21 protein-coding genes and 1 pseudogene are annotated in these 21,146 nt (G+C 36.4%); 12 read left to right on the forward strand and 10 right to left on the reverse strand.

All coding sequences use genetic code 11. The features are described from left to right. Together ACS604_RS04440 and ACS604_RS04445 are read right to left on the reverse strand one after the other, a co-directional pair. Complete coding sequence (locus ACS604_RS04440; RefSeq protein ID WP_474770304.1) at positions 1 to 1,167, reverse strand: carbohydrate porin; 1,167 nt, start codon at positions 1,165 to 1,167, stop codon at positions 1 to 3. 264 nt (positions 1,168 to 1,431) lie between these two features. After that, positions 1,432 to 1,983: a TetR/AcrR family transcriptional regulator gene (locus ACS604_RS04445; protein WP_474770306.1), complete on the reverse strand. Its 552-nt coding sequence runs from the start codon at positions 1,981 to 1,983 to the stop codon at positions 1,432 to 1,434. Between the two features lie 678 nt (positions 1,984 to 2,661). On the opposite strand from ACS604_RS04445, the gene ACS604_RS04450 reads away from it, so the two are divergent. After that, entirely contained in the window at positions 2,662 to 3,420 is a 759-nt protein-coding gene (locus tag ACS604_RS04450) for an HD domain-containing protein (RefSeq protein WP_474770308.1), read from the forward strand. 136 nt (positions 3,421 to 3,556) lie between these two features. Next, complete coding sequence (locus tag ACS604_RS04455; protein WP_174766390.1) at positions 3,557 to 4,177, forward strand: NUDIX hydrolase; 621 nt, start codon at positions 3,557 to 3,559, stop codon at positions 4,175 to 4,177. A 78-nt stretch (positions 4,178 to 4,255) separates the two neighbouring features. On the opposite strand, the gene ACS604_RS04460 is transcribed toward ACS604_RS04455, so the two are convergent. Continuing rightward, positions 4,256 to 4,855: a TetR/AcrR family transcriptional regulator gene (locus ACS604_RS04460; RefSeq protein WP_474770310.1), complete on the reverse strand. Its 600-nt coding sequence runs from the start codon at positions 4,853 to 4,855 to the stop codon at positions 4,256 to 4,258. A 180-nt stretch (positions 4,856 to 5,035) separates the two neighbouring features. Between ACS604_RS04460 and ACS604_RS04465 the strand changes: the two genes are divergently transcribed. From ACS604_RS04465 to ACS604_RS04475, 3 genes are read left to right on the forward strand one after another with little or no spacing between them, the layout of a single operon-like run. Next, positions 5,036 to 6,088: a sugar phosphate isomerase/epimerase family protein gene (locus ACS604_RS04465; protein WP_474770311.1), complete on the forward strand. Its 1,053-nt coding sequence runs from the start codon at positions 5,036 to 5,038 to the stop codon at positions 6,086 to 6,088. A gap of 7 nt (positions 6,089 to 6,095) precedes the next feature. Beyond that, positions 6,096 to 6,995 carry an alpha/beta fold hydrolase gene (locus ACS604_RS04470; protein WP_474770313.1) on the forward strand — a complete coding sequence of 300 codons (900 nt, stop codon included), beginning with the start codon at positions 6,096 to 6,098 and terminating at the stop codon, positions 6,993 to 6,995. After that, positions 6,979 to 7,893: an alpha/beta hydrolase gene (locus ACS604_RS04475; RefSeq protein ID WP_474770315.1), complete on the forward strand. Its 915-nt coding sequence runs from the start codon at positions 6,979 to 6,981 to the stop codon at positions 7,891 to 7,893. The genes ACS604_RS04470 and ACS604_RS04475 overlap by 17 nt, the downstream gene beginning before the upstream one ends. Positions 7,894 to 8,034: 141 nt before the next feature. On the opposite strand, the pseudogene ACS604_RS04480 reads toward ACS604_RS04475, so the two are convergent. Then, positions 8,035 to 9,406, reverse strand: a pseudogene (locus ACS604_RS04480) (EAL domain-containing protein). 391 nt (positions 9,407 to 9,797) lie between these two features. On the opposite strand from ACS604_RS04480, the gene ACS604_RS04485 reads away from it, so the two are divergent. Next, the gene (locus ACS604_RS04485; RefSeq protein ID WP_474770374.1) at positions 9,798 to 10,496 is read left to right on the forward strand and encodes a DUF1826 domain-containing protein; all 699 of its coding nucleotides are present in this window, start codon (positions 9,798 to 9,800) and stop codon (positions 10,494 to 10,496) included. A gap of 48 nt (positions 10,497 to 10,544) precedes the next feature. Here the strand turns inward: ACS604_RS04485 and ACS604_RS04490 are convergent, their stop codons facing one another. Beyond that, positions 10,545 to 11,015, reverse strand: a complete 471-nt coding sequence (locus tag ACS604_RS04490; protein ID WP_151962451.1) for a Csu type fimbrial protein — start codon at positions 11,013 to 11,015, stop codon at positions 10,545 to 10,547. Positions 11,016 to 11,531: 516 nt separating this feature from the next. Between ACS604_RS04490 and ACS604_RS04495 the strand changes: the two genes are divergently transcribed. The 5 genes from ACS604_RS04495 to ACS604_RS04515 all read left to right on the forward strand — a co-directional run bounded on the left by ACS604_RS04495 (position 11,532) and on the right by ACS604_RS04515 (position 17,262). Then, complete coding sequence (locus ACS604_RS04495) at positions 11,532 to 11,969, forward strand: DUF2147 domain-containing protein (RefSeq protein ID WP_004793326.1); 438 nt, start codon at positions 11,532 to 11,534, stop codon at positions 11,967 to 11,969. 539 nt (positions 11,970 to 12,508) lie between these two features. Next, positions 12,509 to 15,148, forward strand: coding sequence for a DNA mismatch repair protein MutS (mutS, locus tag ACS604_RS04500; RefSeq protein WP_474770316.1), 2,640 nt, complete (start codon positions 12,509 to 12,511; stop codon positions 15,146 to 15,148). A gap of 61 nt (positions 15,149 to 15,209) precedes the next feature. Then, positions 15,210 to 15,740, forward strand: coding sequence for a GNAT family N-acetyltransferase (locus tag ACS604_RS04505; protein WP_474770317.1), 531 nt, complete (start codon positions 15,210 to 15,212; stop codon positions 15,738 to 15,740). A 344-nt stretch (positions 15,741 to 16,084) separates the two neighbouring features. Continuing rightward, on the forward strand, positions 16,085 to 16,408 hold the full coding sequence (fdxA, locus tag ACS604_RS04510; RefSeq protein ID WP_003650851.1) for a ferredoxin FdxA: 324 nt from the start codon (positions 16,085 to 16,087) through the stop codon (positions 16,406 to 16,408). Between the two features lie 131 nt (positions 16,409 to 16,539). After that, positions 16,540 to 17,262: a D-Ala-D-Ala carboxypeptidase family metallohydrolase gene (locus ACS604_RS04515; RefSeq protein WP_174727366.1), complete on the forward strand. Its 723-nt coding sequence runs from the start codon at positions 16,540 to 16,542 to the stop codon at positions 17,260 to 17,262. Positions 17,263 to 17,307: 45 nt separating this feature from the next. Here the strand turns inward: ACS604_RS04515 and ACS604_RS04520 are convergent, their stop codons facing one another. After that, on the reverse strand, positions 17,308 to 17,754 hold the full coding sequence (locus tag ACS604_RS04520) for a GNAT family N-acetyltransferase (protein ID WP_353157679.1): 447 nt from the start codon (positions 17,752 to 17,754) through the stop codon (positions 17,308 to 17,310). Positions 17,755 to 17,955: 201 nt separating this feature from the next. On the opposite strand from ACS604_RS04520, the gene ACS604_RS04525 reads away from it, so the two are divergent. Continuing rightward, positions 17,956 to 18,624 carry an O-methyltransferase gene (locus tag ACS604_RS04525; RefSeq protein ID WP_353157677.1) on the forward strand — a complete coding sequence of 223 codons (669 nt, stop codon included), beginning with the start codon at positions 17,956 to 17,958 and terminating at the stop codon, positions 18,622 to 18,624. A 116-nt stretch (positions 18,625 to 18,740) separates the two neighbouring features. Here ACS604_RS04525 and ACS604_RS04530 read toward each other — a convergent pair whose 3' ends face one another. The 4 genes from ACS604_RS04530 to ACS604_RS04545 all read right to left on the reverse strand — a co-directional run. Further along, complete coding sequence (locus ACS604_RS04530) at positions 18,741 to 19,583, reverse strand: universal stress protein (protein ID WP_004793411.1); 843 nt, start codon at positions 19,581 to 19,583, stop codon at positions 18,741 to 18,743. A 155-nt stretch (positions 19,584 to 19,738) separates the two neighbouring features. After that, a complete protein-coding gene (locus ACS604_RS04535) occupies positions 19,739 to 20,350 on the reverse strand; it encodes an acyltransferase (RefSeq protein WP_353157675.1) in 612 nt (203 codons plus the stop codon). Next, a complete protein-coding gene (locus tag ACS604_RS04540) occupies positions 20,343 to 20,942 on the reverse strand; it encodes an IMPACT family protein (RefSeq protein ID WP_004793414.1) in 600 nt (199 codons plus the stop codon). The genes ACS604_RS04535 and ACS604_RS04540 overlap by 8 nt, the downstream gene beginning before the upstream one ends. A gap of 92 nt (positions 20,943 to 21,034) precedes the next feature. Continuing rightward, a partial coding sequence (locus ACS604_RS04545) for a hypothetical protein (RefSeq protein ID WP_474770376.1) occupies positions 21,035 to 21,146 on the reverse strand: 112 nt, incomplete at its 5' end.

Consider the following 21,146-nt stretch of genomic DNA (forward strand, 5'->3'; position numbering starts at 1 on the left):
TTAGTAGAGCTTAATTTGAGTGACTAAACCCACAATCACATTATTGTTGAAGGTTTTTCCTGTAGAGCGGTAGTAGTTATCTGGGTTCCAGATGTATTGTACGAATGGGCTTAAAGTTAAACGTTTGTAATTAATATCGGTATCTAAAGAAAGAAAAGAGGTTGTTTTATTATCATTACCATTAATTTTTTGGGTCATTAAAACATAATCATCATTGAGCTGAGACTGACCAAACTTCACACCTAAATGATTCTTACCTTGATTAATTTTATAGCTTAGCCCAAGTTCCCAATAATTTTTATAAGGTTGGTTTTTCTCATCAATATATGAATAAGCACCAAATACAGTTGGAATATTCTGATTACTAAAATCATGATTAAATCTAAAATTTAAACCATCTGTACCATCATATTTTTCTTGAGTATATGCATTCCGATATTCAGAATTATTATAAAAATATAATAACTCTGCTTTACTATTTTTGTCTTTATATCCCACCCCATATACTTGGGTGTAACCTAGTTGGTGATGAAAGGAGAAATCTAATCCTTTCTTCTTATAAACATAATCATCCGTGTTTACTTCAAAAATTCCTGCATGCATGTAGATATTTTCTGAAAAATTATATTTGGCGTAGCCGCCCCAATACGCATAGTTGGTAGGTAATGAACCCATTGCCCCTTTAATCGGGTCAGTACATAACAGAATATTTTGACAGTTGTTATAGAGGAAATATCTTCTTAGGTTAGTACGCCCAACAGAAGTATATAATGTCTTATCATTCCAATACTTATCCCAAGTGAGTAAACTGAGTTGGGATGAAGCCAAATCATTGGCAGCAATTGCGCCTCCGACATAACTTCCAACTCCTCCAAACCAATTGTTTGAGGTATTTAGCTGTGCATCATCATTTAAGCCATTAAATACATACTGTGCTTTTAAAACACCTAAATCATAATTTTCATTTGCTAATTTAATTTCGGTATTTAGAAATAAACCTGCTGAATTAGTAAAATTATCTTCTACCGCACTTTCTTGGCTATACATGGCTAAATCAATAAAATTTGCCGTGAACTTAAAATTGTCTTTTAGGCTAACTTCTGCATTTGCACTTATGCTATATAAAAGCACGAGTGTACCTATACATCCTTGTTTAGATATATACATAGAATCCTTTCCTTTAAATATAATTAATCATCTTTTTAGCTTTATATTTTTATAATTAAAAACTTAGTAAGATGATTGTTTTTAGCTCAACTCAACATTTATTTAGCTGGATCATTTTAGGCTTACTCACCCATTTCAACCTTATTTGATAAAACTGATTTCAACATAATTATATTGTTCCAACTTGTGCATTAATGACATTAATCTTGTCTAAAAATGACATACCATGCTCCAAACTTAGGCTATTAAATAATCAAAAAATTATTAAAATCCGAATAAAAAACACTCCACCACACTCTCCTGCTCGATTATCGTTTCCGAGCCTAAAAGCTGAATAATTGCGCCTTCAATCAGATATAAAAATAGCTTTGCTTCCTGAAAAGTGGCATCGGTTGTGAGTGTTCTAAGCTGGCTATAAATTTCATTGATGAGCCATGTTCTGTACTTAACTGCGGTTTGATAGGCTTTGGGATAAGTCAGTTTTATTTCAAAAATGGCTTTAAATAATAAATAGTAATTCCCCTCTAAATCGGTGTGTAAGAAATAAAGTTTCTTTAATTGATCAATCACATTCGTGTGGTTTACGTGCTTAGCAATTGAAATTACTTTTTCTTTTAAGCGTTCTTTTTGTACGATCAGGCAGATTTCAATAAATCGTTCTTTAGAGTGAAAATAGTTATAAAAAGTCGCTTTGGGAATGCTTGACTCTTTCACAATTCGATCGATTCCCACTGTGTGAAATCCGTGATGGTGAAATAAATCAATCGACTTATTGATGACGTGTATGGCACGTGTTGGGAGAACTAAATTTTGCATCTTTTTACCGTTATAAATTCTTGTTGTTTCTAAATGAGATACTTTTTGGGGAGAAAAAAGGCACAGCAAAGCCCGTAAAGACTGTGCTTGGCACATCTCAAGTTTTATTGTTAGTTAAGTTTTTAGACGAAGTGATTTAAAGCCTGAAAACCTTACGGCGATCAAACTGCTTTAAAAGTTTAAGTAGTGTCGTTATAGCTTTTGGCAAAGGCTGCCAAGAAATAATGAATATGCAAAGCCAACTCCTTTTTATTGGGAGTTCTGCCAAAGCATTATAAATTATGGTGGCAGAACGAAAGGGGTTCGCAGACTGGTCAAACGAGGCCAGCACACCCGAAGGTGTCCCCCTCCGTTCCGCCATAGAGGGGGCACGAGGGCTCAACACTAAAAGTATGAAACTTTTAATGCTCGTTTGATTCGGTCTGCGACAACCGACTGGCAATGTAGGCCAGCAGGCAAAGGATAGTGCCCAACCCTTTTACAGTCAAGCACGCAAAATGCCATTTGTTTTAAATTAGATCATTAAAAAGTAAGGATAAATAATTAAAATTTATTGTTAAATTGGGGTTTATAAAATGCCTATCAATCAAAGCTCTATCGATGTCTTAAAAGAGAAAACTTGCAAAAAAATATTTATGGCAATATTTTAGAGCAATTACTCTAAAACGAGATCTAATAATGAAAACTAAAAGAATTGGTTCGTATCACTGGATGCAAGCTACCAATGGTCAGCTCAGCTTCAAAGAAAAAATTAAGTTAATTCAAAAAATTATGCTTCCGAGCATTAGGGCCTCTATAAAAATAAATTACTCTCGATTCAAAACTTCCGATGATTTTGATATCGATCAGATCGTAATACCAGATACTCAAATGGTTAAAGTCGCGCTTGATGAACTAGGGGCTAAAGCAAATATATCTATCTACAATCATTCATGGCGAACTTATTTCTGGGGAGCTACTTTAGGCAATATACAAAAACAGCAATTTGATGATGAGTCACTTTTAATAGCCTCACTTTTTCATGATATTGGATTAACTGAGCAACATATTCATAGTAAAGGTTGTAACTGTTTTACCTATGAGAGTGCTAAACAATTTGAGCAAAAGGCTAAAGAACATAGCTTCGATGAGAAAAAAAGTGAAGTTATTAAAGATGCTATCTGCTTACATATGAACGGCTATATAGATCATTCTGACCCAGCAGAAATTACTCTTTTACAGCAAGGCGCATCCTGTGATGTGATTAGCGACGGTCTATATAAACTCCCCCTATCTTTTCAAAAGGAAATTTTAGAAAAATATCCTAGAAAACAATTTAATAAAGAATTTATCGAGCTTATTAATTTAGAAACTAAGAATGTACCAAATTCTCGAACGAGTTTATTAAGTAGTCTTGGTTTACCCCTCATGATTAATTCAAATTTATTTAAAGAGTGAATTTGATTAGAGCTATTAATCGTACAAAACCTATTAAGGCTACGCTTGAAATTTCATTTAACAACTGTTTAATAGAGCTTCGCCTGAGTATGTCTTACCATAGCTAAAATATAAAAGCATGAAGGCATCAGTTGCAATGAATGACTCAGTTAAGTGGTTAGAAACTTTAAATAAAATTACTGGTATTGCTCAAACAGGTTTACATTTCTCAAAAGATGTTTATGACAAGGAACGATATCAGCAACTTTTAGAGCATATTGAGCATCTCTTGGAACTCAAAGAAATTAATACAGAAAATTTTATTAATAACGTGCTCCAAGATGTAGGTTATGCCACGCCAAAACTAGATGTCAGAGCAGTTGTTTTTAAAGAAAATAAATTATTATTAGCAAAAGAAATTGGAGATGGACGATGGTCTGTTCCGGGTGGATGGGCTGACGTAGGTTACTCAGCATCCGAAAATGCTGAAAAAGAAGTTCTGGAAGAAACAGGTTTACGAGTTAAGGCCATTAAACTATTAGCTTTAACAGATAGAACCAAGCATCCACACCCTCCGATGTTTTTACATGTGTATAAGGCTTTCTTCTGGTGCGAAATTATTGATGGTGAGCTGACACCAAGTATTGAAACACCCGAAGTTGGATTCTTTGGTAGAGATGAGTTACCGCCTATTTCTACAGCACGTGTAACAGAAGAACAAATACAGCAATTTTTTGATTATTTAGAGTTAATACCAGACGTTACTAAGTTTGATTAATTAAAAACTCTATGTAAGGCAGATCCCTTATATTTGGAGTTCTGCCACCGCCCTATAGGTTAAATAAATCCCAATTGATTAAATGTTTACAACATATTGATCTAGATTTTTTAATGCAAAATCAATCACCTGAGAAAGCTCTTCTTTAGAATATCCATCTCTTGCTTGAACTGATAATCCATGGAGAACAAGCGCGTAATATTGCCCCAACGTTTCGGGGTCTGCATCTGCAACCAATTGACCGTCTGATTTTGCCTGAACAAATCGATTGACCAGACTCTGCCCTCGTGCAATACGCTGTGCTATCATCCAGTCTAAAACAGCTTGGTTTTCTTCGCCTAACACACTCGCTGCGGACACAACCATGCACCCATACGAGTGGTTGGCTTGCGTGTAAAGTGCTAGCGCATCTTGAAATAATTGGCTGATTGCATCTTTAATATTTTTTTGCTTTAAAGCATTTAACGCGAAATTACCTTCGTTCTTTTCATAGTGATTTACAGCCTCTCTAAACAAAGCCTCTTTTGAGCCAAATGCTTTATAAATTCGAGCTGAGGCAATCCCTAAAACTTCAACTAAATCTGACATTGATGTGCCTTCATAGCCATGAAGCCAGAAAAAATCTCTCGCTTTTACGAGGGCTTCTTCTCGATCAAACTCTCTTGGTCTACCAGCCATAATGACCCTTTATCAAACTTAGTACGTCTTTTCATTATTATTCGAAAAAAATATTTTCACAAATAAATCAATGAGATTTATTCAAAATAGTCCCGTTTTGTTTTGATTTTAAAATAAAAAGTTGTTTTTATCCAAAATTCAGCCTATTGTTTGTCGATCGACAACTAATTAGGTTTTACTATGAAAACCATCAAAGGCCCTAGTATTCATCTTGCTCAATTTAGCGATGACATTTTCCCTTTTAACCGTCTAGAAGATATTGCTGCTTGGGTAGCAAACCAAGGCTTTGAAGCTGTTCAACTTCCTGCTTGGGATAAGCGTTTATTTGACGTCAATTTGGCAGCAGAAAGCCAAGATTATTGCGATGAAATATTAGGTACTTTAAGCAATCATGGCTTAAAAATTAGTGAGTTAACGACTCATATTTTTGGGCAGTTAATGGCTGTACACCCTGCTTATGACTTAATGTGCGATAACTTTGCGCCATCTCATTTACATGGCAATTCAGCAGCTAGAACCGAGTGGGCAAAACAACAAATGCTCGCGTCAATTCAAGCATCTGCCCGCTTAGGGCTTAAAGATATGGGCACATTTTCTGGTTCGCTGGCATGGCCTTACGTATTTCCATTTCCTCAAAGACCATCAGGGCTTATTGAAACGGCTTTTGATGAGTTGGCACGTCGTTGGCTTCCTATTTTGAATGCTTGTGATGAACAAGACGTCAACCTTTGCTATGAAATTCACCCCGGTGAAGATTTGCATGACGGCATTACATTTGAAATGTTTTTAGAGCGAACTCATAACCATCCACGTTGCCATATTCTTTTTGACCCAAGCCATTTTGTTTTGCAACAACTGAACTATGTGGAATATATCGATATCTATAAAGATTTCATTCGCATGTTTCATGTTAAGGATGCCGAATTTAATCCTACAGGCCGCCAAGGAATGTATAGCGGCTATCAAAGCTGGGGAAATCGAGCGGGTCGATTCCGTTCTACGGGTGATGGTCAAGTTGACTTTAAAACCATTTTTTCAAAGCTAGCACATTACGATTACGAAGGTTGGGCAACATTAGAGTGGGAATGCTGTCTTAAAAATAAGGATGATGGCGCACGCGAAGGTGCAGAGTTCATTAAGCAAAATATTATTCATGTCACCGATAAAGTATTTGATGACTTTGCTGCTGCACCTGTTAATCAGACTCAAATTAATCAGTTATTAGGTATTTAAACTCAATATGAAAACTCACCTATTAAATGAAAACTCGCATAACGAATTCCATCATTCTTACATTCACATCGAGAGCAAAAAACTACATTACGTCACCTTAGGTGAAGGTCCAGTTGTATTACTAATTCCGGGCTGGCCGCAAACATGGTACGCATGGCACAAAGTCATGATTGAACTGGCGCAAAAAGGTTATCAAGCCATCGCTGTTGATTTACCCGGAACTGGAAATTCAGCTCCACTGGATGGAAGTTATGATACGGGGCGTATTGCTAAAATTTTATCAATGCTCATGACTGAGCTTAAATATCCAGCTTATTCGGTTGTGGGTCATGATATTGGTATGTGGGTCGCCTATGCGCTTGCATCTGACTTTCCTGAGTCAGTGACTCGTCTTGCGGTCACAGAGGCTGTGATTCCCGGTTTAGCACCCGCACCTCCTATTTTTGTTGAACCGAGTGAAAATATTTTTCTTTGGCATTTCATGTTTAACCAGACCCTAGACTTACCTGAGGCTTTAATCACAGGCCGCGAAGATACTTATTTAAATTATATGTTTGATAAATGGTCATGGCACAGAGATAAAGTTGCGGCTGAAACTTATATTGAAGCCTATAAAGTTCCGGGTCGTTTAACGGCGGGTTTTAATTATTACCGCTCTATTCCAGAGACTATTCGTCAAAATAAAATCAGAGAAACTAAAAGTTTAGACATGCCAGTTTTAGCCATAGGCGCTGAACATGCTACCGATAATGCGCCTTATGAAACCATGAAAAAGGTTTCACCCCATTTAACCAGTGCGATTGTAAAAGACTGCGGTCATTTCATTATGGAAGAACAGTCAGAAATATTCAGCTCACTCATTTTAGACTTTTTGCAGCAGGAAGAACGTTATGCCTCTACTTGCTGAAATTGAAAGTTGGCTTAAGTCCAGACCAACCACAGAGACTGTAAATTCGTTACAAGAACTTAGGGAGCAAGTAAACAAAGACATTATTGATCAGCAAGGCATTCAGCATGATGCAAGCTATCAACAAAGTTTTTATGTTGTTGTTTCAAATGGCACCGAAATTGAGGTTCGCGTTTATGTTCCCTATTCACTCGAAAACACTGAGCAACGTCCTGCTTTGGTTTTTGCGCATGGTGGAGGTTGGTGTTTAGGAAGTTTAGACGCATGGAATCGCTCATGTCGGTTATTAGCAGAATCAACTCAACAGGTTGTATTTTCTGTGGACTATCGATTAGCCCCAGAGTTTAAGTTTCCAACACCTTTAAATGATTTTTTTACGGCATTTCGCTATATCCATGAGCACGCTTCACTATTTGGAATTGATCAAAACCGTGTGGCTGTAGGTGGAGATAGTGCGGGCGCAAATATAGCTGCTGCCACATGTCTAATGGCAAAACACCATTCAGAAATTAAGGTGAGTCATCAACTTCTTTTCTACCCAGCCTTAGATGCTACGATGAGTAGTAATTCTTATCGCCAATATGCCGAAGACTATGGTTTAGAGTCATCCACAATGGTTTATTGCTGGGATCAATATGTGCAAGATGAAAATGAAAAACAGAATGAATTTATCAGCCCGTTACTCGCTCAGTCTTTAGATGGACTGCCAGATGCAACCATTTTTGTTTGTGAATATGACCCTGTTCGCGATGATGGCGAAAGATATGCTCAAAAACTGTGGGATGCTGGTATTCAAGTAAACTTCCATTTGTTAGAAGGAATGATTCACGGCGCGATTCACATGTTGGCAATTAGTCCTGAAAAGGTGAAATCGATCTATCGTAAAATTCACATGTAGATAGATTCGTTTTTATTATTCAAACATGTTGCTTAATTGAGCCACTCTCAAAATTGTTTAATTAAACTTTTGGAGTGGCTCAGCTTACTTTTAAGTATGGATGATAGTTACTGTGAGTTCTTATTAAAATTACTCTTTTACCTATTTTTTGAAATGGGCAATCTGTTTTAAGAAGTCATTTAACGTCATCGGACACCCCCATAAATAGCCTTGAAACTCAGTGCATCCATTATTTTTAAAAGCACTAAATTGTTCAGCCGTTTCGATGCCTTCTACTAACACTCGAAGGTTCAAATCTAGTCCAATTTTAATAATGCCAGTTACGAGTTTATTACTACGTTTATCATCCAACGCTGCCTGTACAAAGCTACGATCAATTTTGATTTGGCTGATGGGCATTTTTTGTAAATAGCTTAAAGATGAATAACCTGTACCAAAATCATCAAGGGAAAGCTGAATTCCATTTTTTGACAGGAAATGCATTTTTTCGATCAAGCTTACACAATTATTTAAAGCAATATTTTCAGTGATTTCTAAAATAAGCCGCGATGGATTTATCTGATATTTTTGAACCATTCCAAGCACTGTTTGCTCAAAGGTAGCTTGCATAAAATGATCAGCACTAATATTGATTGAAAGCGTAAGATCTTTGGTCTCGGCTTTTTTGCTCCAGTCTTGTAAAACTTTGCAGCCTTGAGCTAACACCCACTCCCCAATCTCTGGCATTAATCCAAACGTTTCAGCCGCTGGAATGAAATCTTTTGTAGGCACATAACCTAAAGTAGGATGTTGCCATCTTAATAAAGCTTCTGCGCCAATCAGCGTTTCAGAAGAGTTGATTTGCGGCTGATAAAAAAGCTCAAATTGTTGTTTAGCAAGAGCTAAGCGTAAGTCTTTCACCATGCTGTTTTCTATTTGTATCTCTAATTGCATGGTATAAATTGAAATACAGATCATTAATGTAGCAACACAAGTTGCAATCCATCCGCCATGATCGCGAATATCTTCAGATAGCGGTATAGCACTCTCAAGATTAAAAGAGGTTCCACTAAAAAATATAAAACATCCAATCGACAATAAAATTAAAATGAATTGTAAATAGCTTGGGTCTCTGCGGTAATTCAAATACCCCAATATCGCTCCAGCGGGTAAAAATAAATGAGCTACCTGCGGACGATCAACGGTAGCTATATCAAAAAATAGGCAAAAAACGACAGGAAAAACCAGCAAAACAGCTTGGGATAAAAGAATACCGGCTGAAATTCGACGTATACAAATTAAAAAGAGACTAAATAAAGATATAAATGTGAAAAAAATATCCATATAAACAATAGTCCACATTTGGGCAAATGCGAAATATATGGTCCAAAACAGACAAAACATAAGGCAAATAATGATATTTGCTTTTGCTGCAATTGTAAGTTGCTGATCCTTTACCGCATTGTAATTCTTCTTTTGTTTTTTTAAGTAAGATGAAGCAATCATAAAAATCAACCGTAAAATATTTCCTCATAGACCCCATATTGATCATTCATAATCCATTTCAGGATTCAATCAATAAAAACAGACACCATAAGCCTTTGTTATTTATATTATTAATTTTTATATCAAGTATTTTTAACTTTTTTGGCAAAGCCCACTTATTTAATAAATATTTTTAAAAAACATCACTTTCCAAAGATCTTTATAATTTAGACTATGCTCTTACAACAATACACTTCTCTACTAGGCTGACACAAGGTTTAGATGCAAAAAGTGCCTCCCATTCAACTCTTTATTTACGTCATCAATATATTGAAAATCTTATCTAGATATCCTTCAGCATATTTAATGTGAAATACCCTATTTTCGGCAAAGCTCGGTGTATATTATGCGCCATGGTGTATGATTTACTTAACTCTCATATGAAGAATACGATTTCTGACAACAATCAAATTAGACAAGTTTCTAGCTTCTCTGAGCTAGTAAATACTAATTTCCACGGTGAAATAAATGCCCTTTGCTGGAACAGAAATTTGGTTGGCGACTTTAAAGAAATTGTAGATAAACTTGAGTTAAAAGAGGATATTACAGAAGTTTATGTTGAAGATCTTTTAGCACTAAAACTTTCAGCAAAAGGTCATTTGGCAAGGGAAATTATATTAGAAGATATCCAGCAGTTAACTGAATTTGGTGCATCGCCAGTACTGAATTTACTTAAACATTATGAACGTGATGAAGAGTTAGATTTCATTTCAACAGATGTATATTCATTTCACATTGACCGCTCTCCCATAGAAACAGATACATTTTTATGTACTTATCATGGCGCTGCTAGCGATATTGTGGCCAACCATCAGGTTGAACAAAAAGTTTTAATTCCAGAAATCAGAGAAAAGCTCAAAGAATTACATGACGGTCCAGAAGCTGAATTTGAAGCCTTTTTGGCAGAGTATTTCTTTGATTTGCATTATCAGCCTAAACCCGATGCCCAACCTGTAAATTTAGGCGCAGGACATATTTGGCGCTTAGCAGTAGATCATCCAACGCAAAAGGTTCTGCCTTGTGTACATCGAGCACCTATTGAAAAAGATGGCGAGTATCGGTTGCTGTTGATTTGTTAAAAGATTTAATTGGTTCTCCTATTTATCATTATTTTATTTTTTCTCTTATTAATATATAACGTTCACACGGACCCAATCTTCATACTTGGTTGCCTGAACATTGGTACTCGATGTAATTATCCCATGAATCGGAATATTTTCTTTCATCCCTGTGGCAATTCTTGAATGTAGTTTATCTGCGGCCCCTCCCCAAATTTGAGTATGACCAGCATCTTGATACAGTACATATGCAACAGATGCTGTGCTTGCAGCAGATTTAAGTTCAAAGTTATTGTCTGAAGTTACCGCCACTTGATACGGCGTATTTTGGGTGCATTGAACAGATATATTGGTTGCTGCCCCAGCAACTGGCTGAGAACGAACCACTGAACCAAAATCCAAGTTTCCTTGTGTTGAAACATCACATGTTTCAATAATTGTTAAACTAACCCTTAATGATGTAGATGTATTTCCAGCATCTGCGCTAGTTATTATCAGCATTCCCATAAGAGAAAATAAAGTAGATTTAAGGACTTTCATTTCTTCTCCTTATATTTTCGTTCTAATGTCTATTCATCTTTATATTATGATTTTTCTGTTTCTCTTAAAGAAACAGTTTCAGGATTGTTTAGTTATAAGACTTAATATTGCTCACTGTCAATCGACACTAATCACATGATTTGAATGTTATTTTTTGAATTTGTGATGTATTACACGCAATCTAAATAATTTAAAAATTAGTTGATGTTTTTGTTTCTCTTATACATATATTTTGTCATCATTTATTACAATATATGTCTGCTTACTCACCCCATACTTTTAAAACTCTTAACAATTTATAATCTAATAATCAGCCTTTAATATCTTATTTAATAATTCTGTCCTTTCTCGCAATTGCATAAATAAATTGATCAAAATAATATCTCCACAAATAGATTATAACTTTACATATTGTTTAGCTTATAGATTCAATATTAAGAAAACTGTGAAGTTAAATTTAAAATTAATAATTTAGACCTTTAAAACCATCCATTTTTAATTTGAGAAATGATTGATATGAAAAAATATTTACTCTTACTTTTACTTAGCTTTTATTCGATTCATTCATTTGCTTCGGACAAACTACATGGCAGTGTTTGGAAAACCATTGATGATGCAACCAATCAACCAAGAGCACTGGTAAGATTTAGCGAAGACAAAAATGGTAATCTGTCTGCGAATATTGAAAAAATACTTGTTCCGGCTGAAGCCAACAAATGTACGATGTGTGAAGGTACCTACAAAAACAAATCTTTAATTGGTTTAACCATCGTCAAAAATTTAAAAAGTGTCGGTCAAAATAAATATGACAAAGGATCTATCCTCGACCCACAGTCAGATAAGACTTATAAATTTAGTGTAACTGTATCACCAGATGGCGAAAAACTTATCGCTCGTGGATACATTGGTATCTCTGCAATTGGCCGAAACCAAACGTGGTATCGAATTAAGTAAGCTTCTAGATTGTTAAAAGCCTTTATCTATAAATTGCATGGTTTTTTGAAGATATCATTTATCTTAAGGACCATGTGATTTTATTTCAATTATTTATTGGTATTAAAAAAAACTCTCCAAAAAAACAATCTCCTGCCCTTTCCAACCTCCTTATCTGGTGTGTGCTTAAAAGCTGAATAATTATCTCCTAAACCCCATGTAAAAATAGCTTCAGATTATAGACAGACGTATTGGCATGTAGTTTTATAAACTGGCTATAGATTTCATTTATCAATCTATACCATTTGAAAATTAGATACTCATTAGCTCTTTTTATTAGTCGTGTATTTCAATCCCTCACTACTCTTTTTTTCATTATCTTAAATTTGTTACCATTACTTATCTGGAGTGACTCCAATTCGCTTTATACTATCGATGCCAATTTTCAAAGTTCATCCAGTTGTGTTGTTTTCTTGAATTACATCCTTTTTTTAAAAGACTTGAAATTGGTTAGATGACCAAACGTAAAATATTATTGATTTTTTAAGGGTTTATTACGCATGAATAGCGCTGAAATCATGGCTGATCTCTCCACCCACACTCCAATGATGCAGCAATATCTCAAGGTTAAAAAAGACTATCAACATGCGTTGCTGTTTTATCGTATGGGCGACTTTTATGAACTATTCTTTGAAGACGCCCATTTAGCAGCTAAACTTTTAGGTATTACCTTAACCCATCGTGGTAAAGCAAACGGCAACCCGATTCCAATGGCAGGCGTTCCCTATCATTCGGCAGAAGGTTATCTTGCACGTCTTGTTAAAGCAGGACGCACTGTAGCCATTTGCGAGCAAGTGGGAGAAGTAACAGGTAAAGGTCCGGTTGATCGTAAAGTTGTTCGTATTCTGACCCCAGGTACTTTAACTGATGATGCATTACTCAGTAGTTATCAATCGTCTAATCTCGTTTCATTATGCATTCATCAAAACCAGATTGGTTTCGCGTTACTCGACTTAAGTGCAGGCATTTTTAAAGTTCAACAACAAGATTACAAGCCAGAACAATTGCCTATTGAACTTGCGCGTTTAATGCCAAGTGAAATCTTGATTGATGAAGACTTGGTCGACACAAATATTATTGAGCAAATTAAAAAACACTTAGAATGCCCTGTTACCAAACGTCCAAATGTAGACTTCAATCTAAATAACGCACAAAAAACTTTATGTGACCAGTTTACGGTATCAACACTTTCAGGTTTTGGTTTAGACCCATTACCTTTAGCTAAAGCTGCTGCCGCTGCACTCATTCACTATGCAAAAGAAACCCAAAAAACTGCATTACCACATATCCGTTCAATCCAACTTGAACAAAGTACAGACTTTATTGCGCTTGACCCAATCACGCGCCGTAATCTAGAAATTATCGAGCCACTATTTGAACATGGAACATCATTATTCCAACTGGTAAATGATTGCCAAACTGCAATGGGTGGCCGTTTATTAAGCCGCACACTCATGCAACCTGTTCGTGATACAGCCTTGCTTGATGCTCGTTTAGATGCGATTGAGCAACTCATTCAAGGCTACCATGAAAGCCCTGTTCGTTTAGTGCTTAAAGAAATTGGCGATATTGAACGTGTGCTTAGCCGTGTAGCATTGGGCAGTGCGCGACCACGCGATTTAGTACAGCTTCGTCATGCATGTGCACAAATTCCAGCTGTAAGAACGGCGTTAACTCCAGTTATTCAAGCGAAAAAGTCTAAGTTATTAGTTCAACTTGATCAAGAACTTGGAGATTTTAAAGCGCTTCATCAGCATTTGATGGCAGCTATTGTTGAAAATCCTCCTGTATTACTTCGTGATGGCAATGTAATTGCAGAAGGATATGATGCCGACCTTGATGAATTACGCCAAATTCGCGATCATGCAGGACAATTCCTGATTGATTTAGAAATCAAAGAACGCGAGCGCACAGGTATTAACACCCTTAAAATCGGCTATAACCGTGTAAGTGGTTACTACATCGAATTGACTCGTGCTCAAGCAGAACAAGCCCCTGCTGACTATATCCGACGTCAAACATTAAAGAATGCTGAGCGCTACATTACGCCAGAGCTAAAAAGTTTTGAAGATAAAGTCCTGTCGAGTGAGTCGCGCGCATTAGCACGTGAAAAAGCATTATTCGAAGCTTTGCTTGAAAACCTTCGTGAAAATATTGCTCACCTACAAATGATGAGTTCAGCAATTGCTCAAATTGATGTAGTTGCAAACTTTGCTCATCAAGCGCGTTTAAACAATTGGGCACGTCCTGAATTTACCCCAGAAACAGGTATTAAAATTCAGGCAGGTCGTCACCCTGTGGTTGAAGCATTAAATAAAGCTCCATTTACCCCAAATGATACGTTCCTTGATGCTCAGCACCGTATGGCAATTATTACCGGACCAAACATGGGTGGTAAATCAACCTTCATGCGTCAAACAGCATTAATTAGTTTACTTGCTTATTGCGGTAGCTATGTTCCAGCTAAAGTAGCCAAGCTTGGTCCAATTGACCGAATTTTCACTCGTATTGGTTCAGCCGATGATTTATCTACAGGCAAATCTACCTTTATGGTTGAGATGACAGAAACTTCGCAAATTCTGCACCATGCCACCAATCAATCGCTTGTTTTAATGGATGAAGTTGGCCGCGGAACCAGTACCTATGATGGTTTATCTTTAGCATGGGCTTGCGTGGTTGATTTAACGAAACGCGTAAAATGTTTATGCTTATTTGCCACTCATTATTTCGAGTTAACTGAACTTGGTAGTGAAGCAGGAATTGATAACTATCATGTGACGGCGCAAGAGCTTAACGGCAACCTGATTTTATTGCATAAGGTTCAGCAAGGCCCTGCAAGTCAAAGTCATGGTTTACAGGTTGCAAAGTTAGCGGGCATTCCTGCCAACGTTATTAAAGAAGCGCAGAAGCGTTTACGCATTTTGGAAAAACAGCAACAGCAACATCTCCAAACCAGTTTTCAAAATGATTTGTTTGCTCCACCAGATGCAAACTCTGGTTCACAAATTATAGAAAAAGTTGTCGAGATCGAAGTTTCATCCCCTGCTCTAGACTTACTTAAGCAAATTGAAGTCGATAACTTATCGCCTCGTCAGGCACTTGAACAACTCTATGAGCTGAAAGCAGCACTCAAATCTTAATAAATCAAATTCGAATAAGTAGGCTTAGGTCTGCTTATTCATATTGGAGAATAATATTTATATGACCTTAAGATCTTTGCAATATTCAGAAATCGATCTTATTTGGCAACAAATTAGCCGCCGTGAATTAATCACTCAAAACTACATACAAAAACAGCAACATCTAGACTTAGTTGATTGTTTTTTTGATGTACAACATTGGGACGCATACCATCTAGAAAATGACCCACCTAAACTGAAACAACTCTTTGAGCAAGGTTCAATATTTGTCGGCGCATTTGATGCTTCTGAAAAAATGATTGGTATAAGCGTAGTCTCAAATCAACTTATAGTGGATTACCCTCACGCAAAGTTACTACACTATTTCTATGTCGATGCAGACCAGCAAGGTCAAGGCATTGGTGCTAAGCTTATGCAAGCCGCAAAAGCATCCGCCAAGCAACTTGGTGCAAAACAACTGTATATTTCAGCAACTCCAAGTCGGCGCACTGTAGACTTCTATATGAAACATGGTGCAGAACCTCTAAGTGCTCCAGATCAACAACTTTGGCAGCTCGAACCTGAAGATATTCATTTAATGTGTAACGTTTAACTCTCAAGATTTAAGGATTTTTAGCTAAAAAAGCTAAAAATCAAAATTTGTAAAAGAAAAAATGAAAAGTTAAGGCATTTATTAAAATAGATGCCTTGACTCAAATGACATCTAAATAATTAAATAAAATATTTTTTAAGTTATTGTTTTATAAAATATATTATTATTTTAATTTTATAGATTCGCAGTTCTTAAGGCTCGAAGATCTGTTTGATTATCAACGCATTAACTTATCTTCATATGCATGAATAAAGAATATCAATAAAAGCAATTGTTTGTTTACCCCTTTTTTGCCTAAAATAAGCTATTCGAAATGAAACCATATTTTTTAGGTAGCTGTCGCCATGACCTTTGTTGTCACTGAAAATTGTATTAAATGTAAATACCAAGATTGCGTAGAAGTTTGTCCTGTTGACTGTTTTTACGAAGGTCCGAATTTCCTAGTGATTAATCCGGATGAATGTATTGACTGTGCATTATGTGAACCAGAGTGCCCGGCAAATGCAATTTTCTCTGAAGATGAGTTACCAGAAGGTCAGGAAGTATTTATTGAATTAAATGCTGATCTATCTCAAAAATGGCCTAACATTACGCAAATTGGTGATCAACCAGCTGACCGTGAAGAATGGAACGGCAAACCTGATAAATTACAATATCTTGAAAAGTAATTTCAAAAAAAGATCAGCAACCGCTGATCTTTTTTATACCCTATTCAAACATTTCATTGCAAATTCCACGTAATTTGTGCATTGTTTTGCATTAAAATAGCCGCAATATTTATAAGTGCTTAATTTTTCTTATGCGGAAGTTTTTGCAGAGTATGGTTCCCTTATGCATAATCCCAGCGGTTATGATAGGTTGTGCCAGCTCTCCCCAACACACAACAACAGGCAAAACCTCTCCAAGTGGTAAACGAATCTTTATTCCACAAGAGCGCGTTATTATCGAGCGCCCGATCCCACCTAAAGTTGAGCCTGCGTCTTATCGAGGCTGGTTAGGTTCTGGTGAAAATTACCAACGTGTTCGTGAATATGAAAATTTCTTAACCCGAAACAACGTCGCAGGCATTGTGCCAAGTTTTGAGTTATTACGCTCAGCACGTGATTGGCAAAAATGTGGACGCTCAGAATATGCCGTGCCTAATCGCGAACTTTGGGGCAATTCTTTATCGACCCTACGCGTATTTAAATATTTAGTAGCAGCAAAAGTTCTAACCGACTTTGAAGTAACCTCGGTTTATCGAGATTTACCTTTAAATGAATGTGCTGGTGGCGCAAGCTCATCTAAACATTTATTTAATTCGGCAATCGATTTCCGTATTGGTCCTGAGTTCCCACAAGCTCAAGACTATGCTTTTATCGAAAATACCAAATTTAAACTTTGTCAGTTCTGGGCTCAGCATGGTCAAAGCTTAAATATGGGTATTGGATTATATAGCTCTGGGCAAATTCATATTGATACTCAAGGCTATCGCACTTGGGGACCAGACCTCACCCGAAACAGTTCGATGTGTAATTTTTAAATTAAAAAACTCCTTTCAATCGAAAGGAGTTTTTACTTAAGCCTATTACAAGCGTTTAGCTAAAGAGATAAGTTTTGAACGCGTTTTAAAACCATGCTTTTTATAAAAATCTTCAGAAATAGAATCTCTTAACGTGTGTAGAACAATAGTTTCTATTTTATTTTCCCTACACTTTCCTTCTATATGCTTTAAAAGCTGGGTACCTATTCCTTTACCTTGATATTGAGGATGTATAAAAAAATCATCTAGAGAATAACGTATTCCTTGTATGGTCGGATGAATATGCCCCATCCCAATTCCAATTAATTGGTTTTCCCATTTTGCACAAAAGCCAAAAGAACATGCAGATTGAAAATAACTCTCAAAATATTTTCTCATTGGTTCTAAATCATCAAATTGCTCATTCCATGGCTCACGACTAAAAGCTAAACAATAAACTTCAATAGCTTTTTCAAAATCTACATTTGTGAAAGCACCCAACGTAATATTCATCTTATTTATACATTCCTAACTAATCATTTATAAAATAAGCAATAAATGAGCCTTTTGTGATCATTTTTTAATTTTGGTGATTGGTTTAGAAAAAGTAATTTGCTTATTCAATAATCAACCAAAATTTCTTGAACCGAAGGTTTTTGCACTCTAGACATAAACGTTTAAAATAGCCCGATCAACATATAGGTAAATTTGATTATGCAGCAGATGTGGACAGACATTGACCAATATATCGATTCACATTTAATTCCTGAAGACCCGCGACTCGAATATGCATTAAAGAATACCGACGAACACGGCTTTTCAAATCATCTTGCAGTGGCGCCTAACCAAGGTATGTTCTTGCAGATGCTTATTCAAATGAATAAATGCAAACGAGTTTTAGAAATTGGAACCTTTGCTGCATACAGTACCATCTGGTTGGGTCGTGCTTTGCCTGAAGATGGTTATTTACTCACAATTGAAGGCCGTGCTACTCATGCAGAAATGGCTCAAAAAAATATCGACCATGCTAGCCTTCCGGTAAAAGTCGATCTTAGAGCTGGCCGCGCTGCTGATATTCTGTCTACAATTGATCCTCAATCTATCGAGCCTTTTGATTTTATTTTCATTGATGCAGATAAACAGGGCTATCCAGAATATCTAGAATTGAGCCTAAAATTCTCTAGATCGGGTACGATTATTGTGCTGGATAATGTGATTCGCGCAGGTGATATTTTAAATCCAGATAATAAAAAACCGAGTATTGAAGGCATCCGTGAAATGTTTAAAGCTCTCGAAAATCACCCACAAATATTGTCTTGTACAGCCTTACAAACGGTTGGTTCAAAAGGTCATGATGGCTTCGCAATTGCAATTGTGAAATAATGGTTAAAAAATCATCTTTTTTATTTTGTTATTTATAATCAATAAATTACTTTTATTACTGTTGCTTTTCCATATAGTTATCCACAAGATTTGCGGATAACTATATGGAAATCTTATCATTTAGCCACAAGTAACGGTACAGTCGCGTTTCGGAATATGGTTGTCGCAATACTTCCTAAGAAGAATTGATGAATCTTGCTATGACTAAATGCGCCCAGCACAATAATTTGAATACCGTGTTCTTGTTGGTACTCTAAAATATTTTGTGCAACATCACCATAGCGATAAACGGTCACAACATCAATGCCCGCTTGTTTCAGGTAATGCTCAGGTTCATTTAATATTTCTGGATGATCACCTACATATACCAAATGACATTGCAGTGTGCGCAATAAATCACTTTGGGCAATACGGCGCATCATTTTTTGGCAAGTTGGTGAATATTCATAGGCAAAGATAAAACGGGTTGGTATTTTAAAGTTTTCCCCAATAGTTAAAACAGTACAATTGGCTCCGCGAATAAAGTTCTCAACATTACTACCGATTGGTTTATGTTTTTCGGCAGCTCGCTCGCCGACTCGGCCTAAAATGACGATGTCATTTTCATGCAATAGATTAAAACTTTGTTCTAAAAAATCACCTTTTTCTTGAATTTTTGAACTGGTAATACCATGTTTTTCTTGAATAAGATCAGAAATATGACGGAGTAAATTATTGCTATAGTCTAAAGCGAGTTCACTTTGTTTTTGTTCCAGCTCAGCTAACTCTTTTAGCAGCATTGCATTGCTTTCAAAGCCAATTACTCCACTAATTTCACCAAGATGATAACTTGCAGGGTAATAGTCTAGAATTTGTAATAATACAAGTTCTCGTCCGGTTGCTTTAGCCACCCATGCTGCTGCATCTGCAATAGCATTTATACACGGTGATGAGTCAATACACGCAATAACACGGTTCATGTTAGCCTCTCTTCTTAAGGTCTTTTGCCTTGGAGATTATTATTAAAACTTAGCTTTAACTTAACATAGATAAAAATTGGTATGTTAAGGTTTATGTATAAAAATCAACTTTTTTGTTTAAAGATCAAACATTTTATTACATTCTTAAGACTGCATTATTCTCTTAAACGAATAAATTTTGCGGGATTTCCACCGACAATATGGTAAGGCTCAACATCTTTGGTCACCATACTATTCATCCCGACCACGGCATGCCTACCTACTTTAATCCCATCTTTAATACCAACATGTGCCCCTAACCAAACGTCCTGCTCAACTTCAATTCCTTTAGAAGTGACAGGCTGCTGGTAAAGGGGACGATCTAACTGCATCCCATGATCAAATGCATATAAATGACAATATGCTGCAATACGAACTTGGTCATGCAGTTTTATGCCGGCTCGTCCACCGTCTAAAATACAATGATGATTTATCGCGACTTCATTACCAATTTCAAGCGGTCCATGCAGACTACAATCTGCTGCGATAAAGCAATTATCACCAATAATAATTTTGCGTCCCGGCTCAGCAAAAATATGAGCTAACGGTGAAATAAAACAGTTTTCACCAATCTCAACAGTTTCCATGTCCATCAAATAAGCTTGATATTCTTTTTGCCATTCTTCAGCCCAAGCACGATGTTTAGGCTTTAAAGTCCAATATAACCATGGCATATAGTTTAAGCGGTGCTTATGTTGCTCCCGATATTTCAATAAGGAATCAGTCATCAGTTAATTCCTCTTCAATTTTTAACTCTTCACGGCCACGTGTTACATCTCGGAGTTTCAAGGCAAGTGGTTCAATTTGATGTATTTGTAGTCTTGCTTCGATATCTACACCTGTTGCAGTGTAGGTTTCCTGATATTCAATTTGTTGTTGAGTAAGTTCATATTGAAATATGGCCCACTCATTAAAGTGACAAGAAAAGTAAATCGTTTTCTTTGCAATGAGTTCAATACGCTCAGCCAAAAGCAAGCATTGCCCAGCACAACCTCCATATGCTCTAACAAGCCCACCTGTTCCAAGTTTTATTCCACCATACCAGCGGTTAACCATCACAATAATATTCGTCAGGTCATTCCCTTCAATGGTCGCCAAGATTGGACGGCCTGCTGTTCCTGACGGTTCACCATCATCGTTAAAGCGTACGTTATGCCCAATTTTCCACGCCCAACATTGATGAGTTGTCGAAATATCTTTATTGAGTTCTAAAAATTCTTTAACTTGCTGTTCATTTTCGACTGGCGCAGCAATAGCCTGAAATCTGCTTTTTTTAATTTCTTCTTCAAATGTAATCTGTGATGCAATCGTAAAAGCCATAAATTAAATAAAGCATAATAAAAATCAAATTATAACGTGAATTTAATAGAATCAAACCCATAAAAAAGCCCCGAATCTCGGGGCTTTTTTTATTATCTTTCTCGTAACGCTTCTTTTGCTTTATTAAATGGTTTAAGTAAGTAATCCAGTACTGTTTTTTCACCTGTACGAATATCTACTGTTGCCACCATACCCGGTGTAATA

The sequence above is a fragment of the Acinetobacter sp. Li1LvA2 genome, assembly GCF_056156705.1.